The 17,633-nt window shown below is 57.2% G+C and carries 15 protein-coding genes; 4 read left to right on the top strand and 11 right to left on the bottom strand.

The features are described from left to right. Position 1 precedes the first annotated feature (1 nt). Complete coding sequence (locus MN188_RS15920; RefSeq protein WP_242110256.1) at positions 2-1,081, top strand: TrbL/VirB6 family protein; 1,080 nt, start codon at positions 2-4, stop codon at positions 1,079-1,081. 232 nt (positions 1,082-1,313) lie between these two features. Here MN188_RS15920 and MN188_RS15915 read toward each other — a convergent pair whose 3' ends face one another. The 10 genes from MN188_RS15915 to MN188_RS15875 all read right to left on the bottom strand — a co-directional run bounded on the left by MN188_RS15915 (position 1,314) and on the right by MN188_RS15875 (position 14,790). After that, complete coding sequence (locus MN188_RS15915; protein ID WP_242110255.1) at positions 1,314-1,898, bottom strand: poly-gamma-glutamate hydrolase family protein; 585 nt, start codon at positions 1,896-1,898, stop codon at positions 1,314-1,316. Between the two features lie 228 nt (positions 1,899-2,126). Then, a complete protein-coding gene (locus tag MN188_RS15910) occupies positions 2,127-2,471 on the bottom strand; it encodes a hypothetical protein (RefSeq protein WP_242110254.1) in 345 nt (114 codons plus the stop codon). 104 nt (positions 2,472-2,575) lie between these two features. Beyond that, positions 2,576-4,477, bottom strand: a complete 1,902-nt coding sequence (locus MN188_RS15905; RefSeq protein WP_242110253.1) for a UvrD-helicase domain-containing protein — start codon at positions 4,475-4,477, stop codon at positions 2,576-2,578. Then, entirely contained in the window at positions 4,474-6,726 is a 2,253-nt protein-coding gene (locus tag MN188_RS15900) for an AAA family ATPase (RefSeq protein WP_242110252.1), read from the bottom strand. Before MN188_RS15900 ends, MN188_RS15905 begins: the two co-directional genes overlap by 4 nt. 258 nt (positions 6,727-6,984) lie before the next feature. Further along, the gene (locus MN188_RS15895) at positions 6,985-9,000 is read right to left on the bottom strand and encodes a type IV secretory system conjugative DNA transfer family protein (protein ID WP_242110363.1); all 2,016 of its coding nucleotides are present in this window, start codon (positions 8,998-9,000) and stop codon (positions 6,985-6,987) included. A gap of 8 nt (positions 9,001-9,008) precedes the next feature. Beyond that, entirely contained in the window at positions 9,009-10,871 is a 1,863-nt protein-coding gene (locus MN188_RS15890) for a relaxase/mobilization nuclease domain-containing protein (RefSeq protein ID WP_242110251.1), read from the bottom strand. Then, positions 10,858-11,439, bottom strand: a complete 582-nt coding sequence (locus tag MN188_RS15885; RefSeq protein ID WP_275116245.1) for a helix-turn-helix domain-containing protein — start codon at positions 11,437-11,439, stop codon at positions 10,858-10,860. Before MN188_RS15885 ends, MN188_RS15890 begins: the two co-directional genes overlap by 14 nt. A 550-nt stretch (positions 11,440-11,989) precedes the next feature. Beyond that, a complete protein-coding gene (locus MN188_RS15880; RefSeq protein WP_242110249.1) occupies positions 11,990-12,196 on the bottom strand; it encodes a hypothetical protein in 207 nt (68 codons plus the stop codon). 358 nt (positions 12,197-12,554) lie between these two features. Further along, positions 12,555-13,280, bottom strand: a complete 726-nt coding sequence (locus tag MN188_RS17755; RefSeq protein ID WP_353890422.1) for an SH3 domain-containing protein — start codon at positions 13,278-13,280, stop codon at positions 12,555-12,557. Between the two features lie 580 nt (positions 13,281-13,860). Beyond that, positions 13,861-14,790 carry a DUF2493 domain-containing protein gene (locus tag MN188_RS15875; protein ID WP_242110248.1) on the bottom strand — a complete coding sequence of 310 codons (930 nt, stop codon included), beginning with the start codon at positions 14,788-14,790 and terminating at the stop codon, positions 13,861-13,863. Between the two features lie 625 nt (positions 14,791-15,415). Here MN188_RS15875 and MN188_RS15870 point away from each other — a divergent pair. The 3 genes from MN188_RS15870 to MN188_RS15860 all read left to right on the top strand — a co-directional run bounded on the left by MN188_RS15870 (position 15,416) and on the right by MN188_RS15860 (position 17,099). Then, positions 15,416-15,691, top strand: coding sequence for a hypothetical protein (locus MN188_RS15870; protein ID WP_242110247.1), 276 nt, complete (start codon positions 15,416-15,418; stop codon positions 15,689-15,691). Continuing rightward, positions 15,691-16,023, top strand: coding sequence for a type II toxin-antitoxin system RelE/ParE family toxin (locus MN188_RS15865; RefSeq protein WP_242110246.1), 333 nt, complete (start codon positions 15,691-15,693; stop codon positions 16,021-16,023). The genes MN188_RS15870 and MN188_RS15865 overlap by 1 nt, the downstream gene beginning before the upstream one ends. Positions 16,024-16,292: 269 nt before the next feature. Further along, on the top strand, positions 16,293-17,099 hold the full coding sequence (locus MN188_RS15860) for an IclR family transcriptional regulator (RefSeq protein ID WP_242110244.1): 807 nt from the start codon (positions 16,293-16,295) through the stop codon (positions 17,097-17,099). A gap of 17 nt (positions 17,100-17,116) precedes the next feature. On the opposite strand, the gene MN188_RS15855 is transcribed toward MN188_RS15860, so the two are convergent. After that, the coding region (locus MN188_RS15855; RefSeq protein WP_242110243.1) for an NAD-dependent epimerase/dehydratase family protein at positions 17,117-17,633 on the bottom strand (517 nt) is incomplete at its 5' end.

Here is a 17,633-nt window from a genome sequence, read left to right as displayed (position 1 = left end):
CATGAGCGTGGTCACCTACTTCGTTGAAACCTCCCAAGGCTATCTCGACACCGCGGCCGAGACGCAGTTCGGAGCGGTGGCCGCGACAGTCGGCACGATCCTGGTGCTTGGGACAACGCTCGTGGTCGCATTCGTCTTCATCAACATGATTTACCAGTATCGCGCGATGGACGGGCGAACGGCCTTTTGGCTCGCCGTGAAAATCGGGCTCATAGGCATCTTTGCGACCAATTGGGTGCAGTTCAACGCGTTCTCCTCCGCAATCCTGAGCGGCATCGACAGCATCGCCGGCTCACTGGTGGCCTCCGTCGGCGGTGGAACCCCAGGCCCATCCGGCACTTTCGCCGAAGAATTTGACCGGCTCATTGCTGAGCTGGGGGAGTATCTCAATGCGGCCGGGTCGGAACTGAACTGGATGGCAGGCGCACTTCTCGACGTTTTGGGTGTGTTGTTGCTTTCGATCCTGGGTGGGCTCGCAGCGTTCATTCTGGTGGCGTCCCGGCTCATGATTGCGCTTCTGATCGGCATCGCGCCAATCATGATCTTCCTCACTCTCTTCGAAGTCACAAAAGACTATTTTGCGCGTTGGCTTTCGGCATTGGTTTCATTCGCGTTGTATCCGATTGTTGTCGCCGGCGTCTTCGCGACGATCACCGGGGTCAGCTCCGCACTCATCGGCGAGCTTGGCGACCCGGAGGGGGCATCGAACATCGGAGCCCTGATCCCATTCTTCATGATGGTGCTCATGGCGAAAGGCTTCATTATTGCCACGCCGTTCATAGTTCGGGCAGTCTCGGGGAATATCATGATGCCTGCGCTATCGGCGGGTCTTGGCGGCGCCTATGGTTTCGGTCGAGCGCTTGGCGGGAACCAACAGGCCTACAATCGCTACCTGGTCGGCGGGGCGAGCGGCGCGGAATATGCCGCTCTTCGGGCGCGGCAATTGTTCGGAGTACAGCAGATGCCGCAAAGGCCTGGTCTCAGTCAGACCGCTCCGGCAAACCCCGGATCAAGCTCGCCTGGCACGGGGTCTCAAATGCTAGCGCAGTTGGCAAGGCTTGGGCGATTGGGGCGGCGGTAATCAATGTTTGGGTTCAGTCGGTGAACCGGCATTCGCGGCACCGCTCTCCAATTGGGAAGAAGCGGCACTAGTGACTATTCGCGGCAAGTTCACAAACGGCGGCATTGGGCGGCCCAATCCGGACCTTGAACGCTGGTCACTCTCGGTGCAGTGCGGCCCGCAATTTCGGACTTTCGCTGCGAATGCGAAACAGATCGCGGAAGACCCGCACTCTGAGCGATGCGGTCACTACTCAGCGCAAGGTTATAGCTTTCCGTACAGCGCGTGAGAAGTTTTCGAGAAGGTCAGGTTTCAAAAGCAGGTCGTTCCGGAGCGACTTCGGAATTTCAAGTTGCACACCCATTGATCGGCTGCCTCGATTGCAGATGTTGTTCGTGTGCTCTCCAGCAAGCTCACCGCTTCCAACAGCGGCATCGAAACCCTCAAGCTCAAGTTCATTGACTATAGTGTCTCTGATCGCTGCATCCAGCCCTCCAACGTGAACAGTCACAGGATCATCGCGGTCTCTGCGACCATGGAAAGCGACTACAACTGCGTGCTCGCTGGCAATCTCGATTGCATCCTCGTCGTCGTACCTATGGGATGTAACATGCAAATCACTGTGAGGTCTTTTGCGAATACCCTCAAATAGGTAGAGCGAATGTTCTCCGCTCGCCACGGCTTTGGCCAACTCAGACGTCCCAGGTTCGATTCTGCCTCCATGAGGGGCCATAATCAAATAGTTCGAAGTTCTCTTCACGACTTGCTTCTGGTAGTCGGTCCCATCTTTTTCGGCACGATATAGCTCTTTGAAGCTAGAATACTGATCTTTCGCCATCATTCGCCTCCAACCTACGCTTATTTCACGCTGTAAACTTAGTAGATGTCCTAAGGTGCCCGAAGCTACCTTTGAAGATAGTGCCGCATGCATCCGCCCAGTGATCGGACGAGTTGGCGCCTGCGGCCCACTGCAGACCTACAGTGCGCAGTCAGTCGCTGCAACGCGGCGTCTCCAAACCTGCCGTTCATCTTTAGCGAGACAGCGAGTCTAATGCGCCTCTGTCAACTATCGATCAAGCCGCCCCTTTGGTTTTCCTAGGCGAGAAGGCAAGGTTCGCAGCTTGTGCTTGGCCTTTGGTTTGGACACCTTCCGTGGGAAGGCGTCAATCTCTTGTCTGCCGAGGTCGGTGATACGATAGCCAAGGGTTCCAAACCATTTGTTAATACCAGCGTCAATCATCGTCCAATTCTCAAGATCCGAAAGAGTCTTATCGCCGATACCGGGAGACAGCTTGTTACGCAGGACAAAAATCAACTCCCCATCGCTGCGAGAATCCTCGTAATCGCATTCTTCGCTCAGCTTGTTGAGAGCTTCGAAGTGCCGCTTAGTAAGTTCGTGTTTGATCTCCAAACTCGTCGCCTTTCAAGATTAAGTGTCGCAAACTGATCATTGTTTTAGCTGCCGCATTTAGAAATCTATGATGGGTTGGCTTTCGAGAAATTGCCCCAAAAAAACTACACGACTAGGTCTCGAAGACCGATTTCATCGGATGTTACCCACCCTTTTGAGACCATTGTATCGGCAACGGATCTTGGATTGTCACTGTAAACGACAATTGCCAAACTTTCTTCAGCCCTTGTACAGGTCACATATAGGAGGCGGCGTGTGCGATCGAAGGTTGTCTCTTTGCCTTCACGCTCGTTTTTCAGATCTCGATCGGACTTGGCCTTGGCTCCCAATAGCTTTTCGTAGGATGCCAAGCCTTTGAAGCGCGTCGAGCCATCATCTGCAATCACCATCACACGCGGAAACTCCAGTCCCTTAACGCCTTGATGCGTTCCGTAAGGACTAAGATCGAGTACATAGTCACGATACTTAGAAACTTCTGAGAAACGTGTTGCAAGCGCGAGCGCCCAGGCATCGATACGGTCGTCGCCAGTCGGCTCGAACTCCGCATGGGAGTCAAAATCAACGCTGCTCAGAAATTTGAGGACCTCGGGTATTTCAAACAGTCCTGAGGCTGCCACGGACTTGAGGACATCGCTGCAGCTTGGGTCTGCGTCTTCAGCGAAGAGTGCGGTTAGATCTTCCACGGCAGATCTGGCTTTTGCCAACCCAGACGATTGGTCCTTCTGTGTTGTCGAAAGCGTTGACTTCGAGAGCAACGGAGAGTGCTTTCGCAGGATTGCCATCAAGCCAAAGGCGTCCCCCGAGTTATGATGGTCGATCACTGGCAGAACGCGTTCTGAGAACAACCTCATGGACGCCAGTGTTCCATCTCTGAAACTTGTTTGAAAACGGTCGACTTTATCAAGGGGCTCGAAGAGGCCTGAGAATCCCAATCTTGCAGCAGCCATGTGTCGTTCAATTGTCAACGTCTTGACTGCGGTGGGCGCACGCCATTGCTCATCAGACGTAATTTCCGCCATTGCTAAACGGGCATTGGCCTCAAACTGCGTACGGTCTGTGCCTTCATTGGGGGCAAGGAAAACGTGAACAAATCCTCCAGCACGGTCTGTTCGTGATTGCTGTCTGCGCTTATCTGCATCTGCTCGAATACTGTTTGCCAAGTCAATAATTCGGGCTCGACTTCGATGGTTCATCACCTTTGCTGGTTTATCCCAACGCTCTGGGATGCGATCAACGAGATCAGCCAGACCATGACCATAGATACGTTGCATGGTGTCGCCAAAGAGCCCTAGTGCCAACTTGCCTTGATGAGCATTCTCAAACTCTAGCAGTGCCAACATGAATGGCTTCAGTGTATCTTGACTCTCATCGATTAGGATAAACGGATACTTGCTAAGGACAATTTTTTGAAGGGTCTCTTTTGACGTCAGGAAGTTGGACGTCATGGCAATCACTTCATCATGGCTGAGGGAGTCACGGCCAACATTGTCCCCATTAGGATTGTAGGTGAAGTGATGAATATTGGGCAGTTCTTCGACGCGCTTCTTTTTTGAAGCGATCTGCTTTTCACGTTTGTCTTGAATTTTTGTGCCAGCCTTCCCGCGTGCAAACTCGTCTTCGAGTTTAGCGAGATCAGCGGGTAGTTTTACCTCAAGTAGCCATTTGCGAATGTCATGATTTCGGCCCTCAATGAGGGACCATGCAAAGCTGTGGATAGTCTTCACATCGAAGATGGGGTCACTGTTGACGCGCCTCAGAATTTCGTCGCACGCGACATTCGTGTAGGTGATAACCGCGATCTTGCGCCCTGCGCGGCGTAAATCATCGCCGATGTCATTGGCCAGACTTTCCAAGACGGTTTTCAGTGATCGCGTTTTGCCTGAACCTGCTCCCGCGAATAGGAAGAAACTCCGGGGTTTAACGAGAGACAGAGCGGCCCTGATGGCATCATCGGCAGGATTGTCGCGATCATTGTCATGTGCGATCTCGATGTGTTCCTCGCTCATGTTGTGTCACCAGCGGTGAGACGCTTCTCGAGCCAGTTCAAACCCTTCGCAATGTAAGGGGGTGCGGTGAGGTCTTCGATCTTTTCGATGCTCAGGAGATCAAGTGCAAACGCGGCTTTTTGAGGGGATTGCGATAGTCTTTGGTAGAGGTCTGAAACCAACCCTTCAGCTGTCTTGGACGAATTGGTGATCTCAGCAAAGGCATTGCTCATGCTGACGCCGGACATCCCTCTAACGATGTCTAAGTTCGCCAGAACAAGTGCATCTTCAAATGTGCTTGGAACGAGATGTACAGGTTTGGCGTCTCCCTCGCATTGCACGGTCTGGCTGCGTTGATAAACAACTCCGATGTGTCCGAAACCACCGACGGCCAATTCGGGAACATCATCTTCTGCCAACAGATCGTCAACGAGGGTCAGTTTAGGCAACCAACTCTTCAGCACGCTGTTGGCCGTCTCATACGCTGCGCCGAAGGCAGGAAGGACACTTTTGCGGTTGTTTTTGGGGTCGATTGCATCGAGGTCGGAAATGATCAACGTAGGAATGTCGAGGAGCTCGACCAACGGTTTCAACCGATGCGCATGGCTTCCACCTATTTCCAGCAAGGAGATGTATCTTTCAGCCAACCCCTTATGGGAGTTTGAGATGAAGTGGGGCAGCAAGATACGTTCAGCAGCCCCCTCGATCATGATTGCCCCATCCGCAAAGAACAGATCACAGTGGGTTGTGCGAAGATACCGTTTCGCAAATCTCGTTGTTTCGTCGTCGGTACCAAACAGGCCGGACAAATTGGCGACGTCCGATGTGGCGACGCAGTCGGAGTTAGCGGGTTTTCGTTTGAAATATCGTAAGTCTGCGAACTCGACCTCATGCGCGATATGACTGGAGTGGGTGCTCACCACGAGCTGCGTTGAAAATGGTGAGGCATCATCTTTCAACAGTCGATGGTTACGCAGCACACTCATTGCCCGTCGCATAAAGACTTGCTGGACTTGTGCATGGAGATGGGCTTCAGGCTCTTCAATCAAAACCAACTGGAGCGGAGCAATCAGATCTTGTTCCGGACTCGTGCCGGACCCAGCATGTTTACCAACGAGCATCCAGTCATCTCTGAACCGCATGAGAAGGAATACCATGGAGATGAGGTTTTGAAATCCCAACCCGTTGTAGTCCTCAGGAAGGCGTAAAGGGGTAGAGCCACCGGAAATGTCGTACTGAACTGCGGACGGATGATTGAGACCATCTGTCGGTTTGATGCGTGTCGTGATCGACATTTTTGGATTGGCGATGCCTGGATAACCAAGCATTTCAAGCTCGCCGATCGCAGCGGAAAACCCTTGCAGGAGACGCTCGTCGAAGGTTTTTTGAGCTGTATGGAAGGCACCAAGCGCGGAAACGTCCTCCTGCGTAGGGTCTTTGTCAGGATCCAGGTGCTGGCGATAATAGGCTTGCAGTTGGTCAGACAGCTTTCGCTTAGATGTAGGGGACCTATCCTCAGTGTCGTCATCACTCGACGGCTTGGTATCTGAAGCATCTGCAAAGCCACGCTGTGCTTTGATTTCTCTGATCTGCAATAGACCAGAAAATGGATTGGGCCCTAACCCTTGCGCCGTCACCGATAGTACTTGAGGCTGTAGCATTATGGCGTCGTCGTCCTGCACAATGGCCGGTTTGTTTGGGTCGAGCAAATAGGCATTGAGTGTGAACTGGCTCGACATCCGCCGATCAAGGAAATCTTGGAACGACTTTGGCCAAAGAGAAAAATCATCCACCCTGCCGGCGTGTGTCTTCGCGTATTCTGCCAGTCGATCCACGGACTTTTTTCGAACGTCCCGATACTCATTGAACACATCGGCAAGGGTCTTCGGTTCAAGTCGGATACGAACACCCAGAAGGCCCGCCTTCCACTCGAGACTTGGGATGAGATGGGCAACGTGGTGGAGCTCGTTGTCGGAGACATGCAACCACACGTCCATGTAGGGTAGCTCAGCGATTAGAGGGAGAAGCTGTGGTTCGGCATCTTCCTCCAACCAGCTGTTGGCAATAGCTTCCAACCGTTTCCAGTTGGATGCCGTAACATCTTTGGCAGTTATCCCACCCCGGTCTTTGAGAAAGCACCGCAATGCGACCATAGCGGAGGTTTTACCGCTGTTGTTTGCCCCAACGAGCAGTGTTTGGCTGCTAGAAAGATCAAGTTTGGCTTTATGAAGTTTTCGGAAATTATAGACTTCAACACTTTGGATTTTCATGAATGATTCACCTCACAATATGCGAACACCACACGCACACGTCGTAAGGCGATGCCGCAACTCATGTCATAATCGAACTCTAGCTTCAATCAACTGGAGTATTTGCCCCTGAATGACCGCTTCGGCGATGAGGTTATCTGGAATTCGCTCTCGCAGCGAATGTCTGGATGCCGCCCTTCGTGCGAAATGCTTCGCCTCGCGCCCAAGGCTGCAACGGGCTCTCACCGGCCTTTCTCTGCGCTTTGCCTCAACAACCGCTTAGCCCGAGACCAGCCTTTCGATTCGTTTCTCGCTCGATCCTGAAACACCTACAATCTCCCCTTCCAGCCGATCCAAAGCGCCCAAAGCGCCTTCCACTTGCGCAACATCCGTCTCGGTCGGTTCATCGACCCGAAGCGCCTCCTGACCCCCAAAATCCATCTCGAACTGGTGCTGATCCTCTGCGATGATAGCGGCACGGCTGTGCCGGGCCACTGTGGCCGGACTTGGGTCGATAGGAGCGTTTCCGCTAGGTTCCGTGAGTCCCATCCTGGCCTCAAAATCGCGTTCCGACAAACCTGACCCCCGCGGCGCCGTCGGCATGGCTCTCACACTCAACGGCAATTCACCCATCGGCCCGACCGGCCCTTCCGGAAACGGCAACTCCCCCTCCTGCGCCGCGTGGATGCCCTTGAAGAACGGGTCTTCGTAGTAAACAACGCGCTTAGCCCGGACCGGCATTTGTGCATCGACCACAACAATAACCTCATCGAGGGGCAATCGTCGTGCTTCGTCCTCCGGCAGAAGCGAGACCTCTTCGGTCCGCTCGGACTGGCTCCGACCCTCGAAGGGATTTTTCCCGACCGCGCGAGACCGCGTGACAACAGTTTTCGTGGTCTTCCCGACCGCCTTGCTCAACTCCTCGACGGTCTTTTCATCCGAGGGGGTCAAGTAGAGCTTGATACCGGCGTTCCCCTGTAACGCGCGCCGCGTGTTCTCGCCATAAATCTCATCGATGGCGGGGATGGTCTGGGTGACGACGGCCAGGTGTCCGCGATAGGCGCGCAGCACTTCGATGCTTTCGGCAACGATGGGCATTTTGCCCAGGCGATTGAACTCATCGAGCATGACCATGACCGGCCAGGGTTCATCCGGACCGGGTTCCTTGTCTTGTAGCGCCGACAGAAGATCGGAAAAGAACAACCGAATGAGCGGCGCCAAGGGCTTTACCATGAGCGGCTGAACGACCAGGTAAACGCTGAACGGTTTCTTGCGGATGGTGCGGAAATCAAAATCTGAAACTGCCGTCGCATCATCAATCGCCGGGTTCTGCCATTGATCCAAGCCGGAGGTCATCAGAAGTGAGACATAGGAGGTCAGCGTGTCGTTGTTTGTGGAAGCCAGTCGCGTGAATATCAGCCTCGCCGCCGCGTTCTGAACCTCATGCGAGCGGGCGAGGTATTCCGTCTGCTTGTTCCCACCGGATGCGGCAATGCGGTAGATTTCGCCCAGGGTCGGGCGTTTGCGTTGGAAAGCCAGGAGGCCGGCGGCAACGAAGAGATCAATCCCTCCTTTCAAGAGCCCCTGCACACGGTCATTATCGTTCTGCAGGAAAAGTGTAGCGAGAAGCTGCAACTCCATCTGTTGGCGCGCCGGGTCTTCAAGCTCATAGATCCTGAGAAGCGGATTGTACCTATGGGTCCGTTTGTCTTCCCAATCCGTTGGTGCGAAGCGATAGACCTCGTCCCCCTGCGCGGCGCGATGGCGGGCGGTGGCTTCGAAACACTCACCCTTCACATCGAGCACCACGGCCGATCCCTGCCAGGTCAGGAGGTTCGGAATGACGAAGCCTGTGGTCTTGCCGCGCCCGGTAGGAGCCACGATCAACGCGTGTGGGAATGCTTTAGAACAAAGGAACGGCGCGCGGGATGTCGGTTTTCCAAGTTTGCCGATCACGAACCCAGTGCCGGGTTTGCCGAAGAACCCGTTGCGCTTCATCTCTCTACGGGTTTGCCAATGGGTATAGCCGAAGCGCGTAAGCGCGGATCCGGACATCGCCAGGCTCATCATGAGGCCCGCGACCCCTGCCCCGCCCATGATCAGGTTGATCAGCTTGAAGTCGTCGGGTCGAACCACGCTGATGGCCCGGTAGTTACTCATAATGTAGAAGAAATCGATCTCCGCCTGGAACCCGAGGTCTTTGAAGGTCAGAACCGTGGATGCGATCACATAGCCGATCGCGATGGCCACAAGCGTGACCAGCGCGACACCGATGGCAAGACGGCCTCTCCCCATGGGTCCCATCAGTGGGTCTCCCCGCGCTCGGACTCACCGTCTACCAGATCGGCACGGTGCAGCTGATATTCGCGCTCAGCGATTTCCTCGACCACCGCCCGGGTCGCCTCACTGTTGGTGGTTGCGGCATCCGATTGCAGATAGACTTTAGCCGCGTAGAGCCGGTCGAGCCGATCCTCGATCTGGGATTTCAGCGCGTCGGCATCGCCGTCCCGAAGCCGGACGACCTGACTTTCGTCAAGCCCCCGCTCAACCGCATCGCGATAGCTCTGCCGCTCACCCTCATCCTGAAACGGTGAATGCAGATTACCGCCGCGTTCATGATCGATGACCCGTCGGATATCGGCATCTGCGTTTGGCCCGACCTTAACTGCCTCCGCTTCTTTCTCTTCAACCATCCGCTCCTCACTCTGGTTCAGTCGGGCCTCGCGCGCCTCGTCGATCACCCCGTCCTGACGCAGGACCTGATGGCGCTCGAGCGTGATGCCAAGCTGAACATGGACCCGGTTGAGGGTCTCGCGTGCGGTCTCCAGATCGGCACGCCGCTCGAGATTGAGCCCGTCCTTCTCGGCCACCCGCGCCAGATCGTCGGCAATCCACTGCCGTTCGAGTGCCGCGTTCTGCGCTCCGGTCTCCATTCGTGCGACGACGACGGACGAACTGATCCCGGTGCCGCGAAGGGCCGTATCCACCTGCGCCCGGACATCCGGCTCGCGCAGGCGATCCATCTGCTCGCGGTCGATATTAACCTCGGAATAGACCCCGCCCTCGGAGGGTTTTTCGGTGAGGGTCACGGACCGAAGCCCCAAGGGTTGCATGCGGGCCAGGCGCGACTGGATTTCATTGAGGCTACGTTCAAGGCGCGGGCGTTCCACCTCCGGCTTCTCTGCGATCATGCCCTGGATGCGCTCGACCTGGTCGGCGTAGCGGGTTCTCAGATCGTCGAACGACTGTTCCTCGGCCATATAGACCCCTCCTTCTGAGACGAGCTTGCCGCCCTGCGCCAGGATCTTTCCGGCCCGGAACAGAGCGTCGGCAATATCCTCGCGATTGTCGCTGGACGCCTCGGCTGCAACCGAGTGATAGATGATCCGTGTGTTGGCGATCTCTTCGAGGGCACGATCCAGATCAGCCCCAACACGCGGACGCGGCTCTGCCACGCGGCCCTCTTCCTTCGCGGCGTAGACCTCTCGGATCCGCGGCGGGTAATGTACGACCCCCCGATCGAGCCGCCGGGTTGCCTCGAGACGCACCCCGAACTTCTCCGCCTCCTCGACCATGGCAAGACGAAAGTCGTCATAGTTGAACCGGTGATCCCGACCGAGAAAGAAGAACTCCCCCTCTTGCGATCGGCGGTTCAACACCAGATGCGCATGCGGGTGATCGCGGTCCTCATGCACCGCGATGATGTAATCAAAATGTCCCTCGTCGGTTTGGAAGAACCGCTCGGCGACGTCTGTCGCGATGTCGCGCACATCCTCGCCGCGCGTGCCGATGGGGAAGGACATGAGCATATGGGTGGTCTGGCCAAGCTTGGGTTTGAAACCGGCACTCCAGCGCTTGGCGAAGCGCTCGGTGAGGTCCTTGATCTCCCGCGTCTCCAGCTTCGCCTTGCCATCGAGAAACCCGCTCGAGTCGACGATATGGGTCGACTTGGTGGTAAGGTAGTCGAGCTGGTTCATCAGCTGCGATTTCGTATGGGTGCCCCCGCCCCGGATCGCCTTGAAGACCGCTGGCCGGTGCCCCGCCGCAGCACGAACAAGCTGCTTTTGCTTGGCCACATGCAGTCCCTGCATCGAGCCTCGAATGCGGCTCCACCCATCCCGGAAGACCTCCCCGGTGACGGCGTCAACGGCATCATTCAGCCGCATGGGCGAACTCCCTCAATACGGCCGTAGCCTCGAGTTTCATGGCATCACGACGGCGGCGCAGCAGCAGGTCAATTTCGTCGGCGGAATCCAGGATGAACCGTGCCAACCCGCGCATCTGCGAAAGGCGCAATTCGGTGAACTCCGGGCCGGCCCCCTGCCCTATCCGGTTGGCCTTTGTCATCTGCTTGGCGATCTGCGCGATACCGTTGCCGACCTCATGGAGGGAGGCCCTGTAGCGCGCCATCTCGGCCGCCATCTGCGCGTCCGGAACAAACACCCCGCCCGCCGCCTGGATGAGCCGCCGCAGCCCCTCGGCTCGGCTCTCGATCCCGGCCACAGCCAACACCTCATCGAGGGCCGCGAGCTCCTCGGCCGTCACCTTCACGCTGACGGCCGCCACCGGAATGGCCGCATCTTTTTGGCGTTCGGCATCGGCCTTGAGGGTGTACTGGATGGCCCGAGGCGACACGCCAAACCGCTCCGCCAGCGCCGAAGTGGACACGCCTTCTGCAGCCTCGCGAACGATCTTCATGCGTTCCGCATCGGTGAGACGTTTTGAGCGAGACATGCGAAGAAAGACCCCCTATTTCCTGCCACCTTCATACAAGGCTGCTCTAAAATACAATACTATATCTACTTGTCAATAATATACTTATGGTGCTTAGAGTTTCAGCGGCCTTGTATTCCGCTTCACGCCGTGGCCCGAAGGGGCGCGGCCTTTCCTCCCTCACCACCAGCACACCATCCGACTTTCAGGGCATCTCTTCCCCGGCCCCGCCCCAGGGGTTTGGCCGAACACACAGTGTTCGGACGGAACTGCGGGTGGGCGCAACCCTTACCGACAGGGCGGACAGGCAGGGTCAAGGAGGGCCAGATTTGGGCCGCCAAATCTCTGCCCCAAAAACCGGCAGGCCTTGGCCGATAGGTTTTTGGGGATGGCCCCCTTGAGGCTGGATGGCCGTTCTGTCGCGGTCCCTTCGGACCCAGCAGTGTTCATCCCATGGACGCGCAACGACCGGCACCCGGGGTGGTCGCTGTTGGCGATCACCCCTGCCGGTGACGGCGTCCCTGGAACAGGGAAAGGGCCGCCTGATGGCGGCCCATCCTCATCAGAGGGTTTAGTCCTGGGTTTCCCTCGAGCTCGGCGGAAACATCACCAGTTCCGAGACCGCGACCGGGAAGTCGAGCTTGAGGCTGAAGAATTCCGAGCCATCCCCGTTGCGGGTGTTGCGGAACATGGCGCCCACGCGTTGGAAGCGGGTGCGTTCCTGGCCGTCATTGTCGGTGAACTTGACGGGGACGGTGGCGACGTAGTGGTTGGTCATTTGGGTTACTCCTTTTTGCGATGGGGATCTCACAGCACGGGGGCAAGCGGTCCGGTCGCAAGCGCAAATACGGAGGGTCCGCGCCAAAGGCGTGGAAACCGTATTTGTGCTTGCCGGAGCGAAGCGGAGGGCACGGCTGGGCCGACCCCGTGCGATCCGCATCAATGAGCAAAAAGGAGAAACCCAAATTTGTGCCGCCACTTTGAAGTCGCGATCGAACCCGTCGATCCCGATCTGAGGTGGCTTCGTTCGTTCTGATCCAACGCATCTGGATCATGATCCGTCACGCTCAACACATGGCAGGTCAGCGTTCAGCCGCGAACGAAGATCCGTCGTCTGTGTCGGGTGAGCGCCCCTGCTATCGGCACCAGGGTTGAGGGCGTGGGGGACAGCTGGTGCGGCCACATCGGTATGGCTCGGCCAAACCTTCAGCGATGAGCGTACTGCCCACGTCCCGACCGTCAACGAACAACGAGCCGCAGAACCGCCCGAAGTTGCACTGATCCGTGCCCTCTGTCCCGGGCCGACAGGAACAGGCCACCCGCTCAAACTCAATTGACGCCGCTCCGCGCACCAATTGACCAAGACGCGCTGTTGCGCGTTCCCCGACCTGGCGCTCCGCAGTGCAGGACGGTCTCCATGTCTCAGGCGCGTTAAACCCGACGAGACGCACGTTCGCTGTCATGCCTCGAATATCAATCGTATCACCATCAATGATCCGTACATCGCTGGCTCGAAGCGACCGGTCCTGCGAGGCGGGTCGCTCTGCAGGTGGCGCTACCAGCGACAGGAAACTGGAAGACATCCAGCCCGTTCCCAAGTTAGACCGAATTTGGGTCCACTGCCCCTCATCGCGAAGCTTTTCGACGCGAGTCCCTTCGCTCAAGACGCCCATCACAGCGTTCGAGGTAGACGGCCCAGCACGTTGATTGACACGTGTCCCGGTCACATAGACATAAGTGGTGTTTGTCGATTGCGATGCGGGAATCGCTGAAGGACTGTAGGGTGTGGATCGTGAATTTGATGACTCGAACAATGATCCAACCAACGCGAAGAACGCGACAGCGATAACCAACGGCACCATGATTTGGCGTTGAGCCTTGCGCGCGGCACGCTGAGGTGCGGTGATCGCGCGGGCCACGGAGATCGGACGGGGTCTCGCCCTAACGGATCTGGAGCTGCGCTTTGGTGCTGGTTCAGAAGTGCCGTCGTCGGCAGCTGGCCTTGTCTGGGCTGGTTTCTCCCGTTCCAGTTTCAGGACTTTGTGCAAGCTCGCATACTGCGCTTTGCTCAGGCGCGTCTCCGTCCCATACCGCTGAAACCGTTCAGCCATGTTTGTGAGAAAAGACATTTCCCAATCGTTCGCCTGCCCGGACCGCAAACGCGCATCAATGCGCGATTGGATTTCTTTGGTGCGTTCGGGAGAAAAAGGCATTGAGGAAAAACCTGGGCGGGTATTGAGCTGCGCAACAGATGTCTTCTGCCGCACGGCCACATTAAGCTGTGATTGCATAGAGATACCATCCAGCCATTCCTGAAACCAGATAGGCCGGATTGCAATCATCAAGACTTTCGATACCCATTGCTGGAGTTCACTGCGACACCCCTGACGTTCGCGCACATCTGAGAAACGAAAAAGGGCCGCCCAAAGGCGACCCTTTCAATTACATCTCCGCGGTCTTCTTCGCCGGATCATCGACCCGCATGACCGTCAGACCTTTCGCTTCCGCCTTCTGCCCGAGGTTCAGCGCAACCCCGTTACCACCGAAGAGTACGACTCCTGTTGCGGCGAACTTGTCGTCCAGCATCTCGTCGTTGCACTTGAACGGCGCCGCCCGCCCATGTGCGGACCAGCGCGGATCGAACCGCGCCTGCGCGACGCCACGCGCCCGCGCCCACCGGGCCGCAATCATCTCGGCGCCGTGCTTGCCGCCCTTGTGGCAGAGGAAGATTTCCTGGTTGCGGTTCTGTTTGATCCGTTCGCGAACCTTGTCGAGCGTGTTGAAGATGACATCGATATCGGCCCAGTTGGTGGCCCCTGAGACGATCAGCGGCACCCCCTCGACCTTCGACTTCGCAGCCGTCTCGCGATCATGCTGCTCCAGCAGCTGCCGAGCTTCAAAAACGGCCCCCGTCTCCTTGGCACGGACACTTGCGCGAGACCCGGCGGCTGGGATGAAGGCATGGCCGGTCTCGATCTCGTAGCATTCCGCCGCCGCCTCGCTCATCACCTCGATGGCGCCGACGATCTCGCGCAGATGCAGGAAGCGCGCCTGCGCCTCTTCCAGGGCGGTCTCGGCGATCTCCGATCCGTCATGGCATTTTGCCAGGGCGCCGATCTTGTCGGCGGTGCGGTCGACCTCCTTGCCGAGCGCCACCTTGCGGCGCTGCAGGATCGTCGCGAACCCATGGGCCAGTGGTTCGATTTCTGCCTCGAGACCGGTCCCGCGCAACTGTCCTAGCAGGATTTCGAAGGTTTCGCGGATGATGCTGTCCTTCAGGATGTGATCTTCCGGGATCGGCAGATGGGCGTCCTTCTCGGTCAGCCCGAAAAGCTCGATGGTCTCGTAGGTGTTCGCTTGATCGTAAGCCATGTCGTATCTCCAGATGTTCGATTGTTTTACGTACCACGGGAGTGTGGTGGCATGGCCGAATGCCTGGTTTCCGAATCTGCCCGGGTCAGGGACGGCGCAGCCGCCGGCTTGCCGGGCGCAAAAGTTTTCCGGGCACGACTCTAACAACACGCACGCCGTCAATCACTGGACCACACTCTCCACTCGCGCCAACCTCGCCGAAAAGTTTTGCGATCCTTGAGGCGGGCTGATTTGGGGGCCATCCGGAGGATATGCTTCCGCGCTCATGTGTGTGTGTTTTGACGGTAGGTTTGCCCGACGCGAGCAGGCAAACGGCGCGACCGGACGCGGAAGACGGATGAAGGGACGGGATCGTTTTGCCCTGCAAAACAGACCGGTGCGCAATCCGGCGAAGCGGCCGGGGAGCGACGTGCTCGCGAGACGGGCAAACCGGGATGCCGGGCGCTGCGCCGCGGTGAGGCCGCATGGCCGAATGCGCGATCGGCCTTTGGCCGATACTCGCCTGCGACTTGGCTGCCGAGCAGGGGAGGCCGCAAGGCTGAGGTTACAGTCCGTGCAGTCACCAACCAGCCATTGCGAAGTAACGCTCCCGATGGTACTCCATTGGAGCACCAGTGGAGAAAACATGAGCGTCCAGAAGCAATCTGTCAGTTTCACCGATACGGCCTACGCCTTTGCAAAGGAACTGGTCGAAGCGGGAGAGTATCCCAATATGAGCGCGGCAGTCTCGGGTGAATTGGCCAAAGCCAAGGCAGAACGTGAACGCGAACGTGCCGTTCTTGAGGCTGAGCTGGAGCGCCGCTTGTCCCTACCATTGGATCAGTGGGACCCAATTGGAGACGTTACAGAAGTGACGAAGGGCGCACGAGCACATCTTGCTGAAATGGCCCAAAAGACCTGATGCGCTTTATCAGGCATCCGTTTTTCGAGCGGGATCTCATCGGTATCGTCAACCACATTGTCGAGGTCACTAACGGTGACATTGCAGCAGCGGGTCGACGATTAGATCAGGTTGATGCGCTTCTTCAGGAAATTTTTTCCAACCCAACTTCGGGCGTTCGGCTCAGCGGCAAACTTGACGGTTGGCTCGTGCGCCACGGAGGGGCCGGGCATCGCCTGACTATCGTCTTCAAGCCGGATATCGACGCCGGGCAGATTTACCTCGCGCTTGTCGCCTTTGGCGGTCGAGATTGGATGAGATTAGCGTCAACTCGGCATAAATTCTCAGAATAGGTTCTGGACTATGGGGCTGAGCAGAAGGTTTCAAAAACGGACCTTCTCTGCGCCCGAACCGAACTGGCAAGATGCGGACAAAGCGCCATTTCTCCTCTTCCTACGCCAAAGTCCGATCTCGCCGTTTAGTGATAGTAGAAAATACTGTTGGCGGTGGGTCGTCTACTTTTGCCTAGCACTGTGCAGACGATAGCTTTCAGGTGTTACCTTGGCGAAGAAATGCATTATAGTTGGAGTAATGAACTCGGCAGCAACGGCGAACATCGACCTTGGCACGCAGAAAAGACTCACTTCCGGAAAGCAGCAGCGAAAAGGATTACCGGATCAACACTTCGTTAGCACGAGGATTGTCGATCCTGAAGGCGTTCGGGCCTGATAACCGCTCCATTGGCAACGCGGAAATCGCCCGTAGAGTCGAACTGCCCAAGGCGACGGTTTCGCGTCTGACGTTCACACTGACCCAGTTGGGATATCTGAAATACGACGACGACATCGGCCGCTATTCGCTTGGTCCAGCGGTTCTGACGTTAGGTTATGACGTCATGGCGCAGATGGAGATCCGAGATATCGCGCGTCCTTACATGCAGGAATTGGCGGACTATGCCGATGCGTCAATCTATCTGGGTGTGCCGAACGGAACCGAATTCATTTATATCGAAGCGTGCCGAACGCCTGCCTCCATGGCGATCCGCCTAGGCGTCGGTTCACGCATTCCGATGGCCAGCACGGGGATGGGGCGAGCTTATCTCGCGGCGCTTCCTGACCCCGAGCTCGCGGCGCTGATTGCCAGGATCGCACCGGGTTATGGCGATGCCTGGCCGGAGGTAGAGGCCAGAATGCAGGCCGAAATCACGCGGGCACGCAAACAGGGTTTCGCGATGAGCCACGGCGACTGGGTGTCAGAGGCAAATTCTGCCGGGGCTGTCATTCGCCGCGCGGATGGCGTGCCTGTCTATGCGCTCAATGTTGGTGGTCTGCGGTCGATCATCACCAGCGAACGGCTTGAATCCGATCTTGGCCCGCGGGTGCTGGGGGTCGCCCGTCAGATCGAACATATTGCACGCGGGATGCTGTAAACCCATTCGCAGCAACGTCAGGTCAGCTGGGTTTCGCTCTGCCGTGCCGCAATGGCGCGGTACAGGTCGACAGTTCTGCGCACCCCTTCCTCCAACGGGGTCTCTTCCCATGCACCAATGACTTGGCCAAGCGGCCCGGTGTCGAACCCTGATGATGGCGAAACGCGCGTGTCCGCCGCCCCCGACACCTGCGCATTCGGCACAACTGCCCGGATCGCTGTCAGAACATCATCAATCGAATCCACCCGTTCGGTGATGTCGGATAAAAGCGCACCATCCCAGTCAGATTGCACTGCGCGCACGAAGACCTCGGCTATGTCGCCCGCGTATTGGAAGCAACTGCGGGTGGCGAAAGGGATTTCGTATACCCGGCCCAATGCGGCCGCCCGAATAGCGCGGGTGATGGCCGAGGTTTCGCCGTCGTCACGACCTACGCCATAGACGATATAGGGGCGAAGCCCGAGGCTGGGTGTCTGGTGATCCTGCCAGTAGATGCGGGCGATTTCCTCGTCGGTTTTCTTGAACACACCGTAG

Source organism: Aliiroseovarius subalbicans, from assembly GCF_022678625.1.
GTDB lineage: Bacteria > Pseudomonadota > Alphaproteobacteria > Rhodobacterales > Rhodobacteraceae > Aliiroseovarius_A > Aliiroseovarius_A subalbicans.
This window is presented reverse-complemented; position numbering and strand designations above follow the sequence as displayed.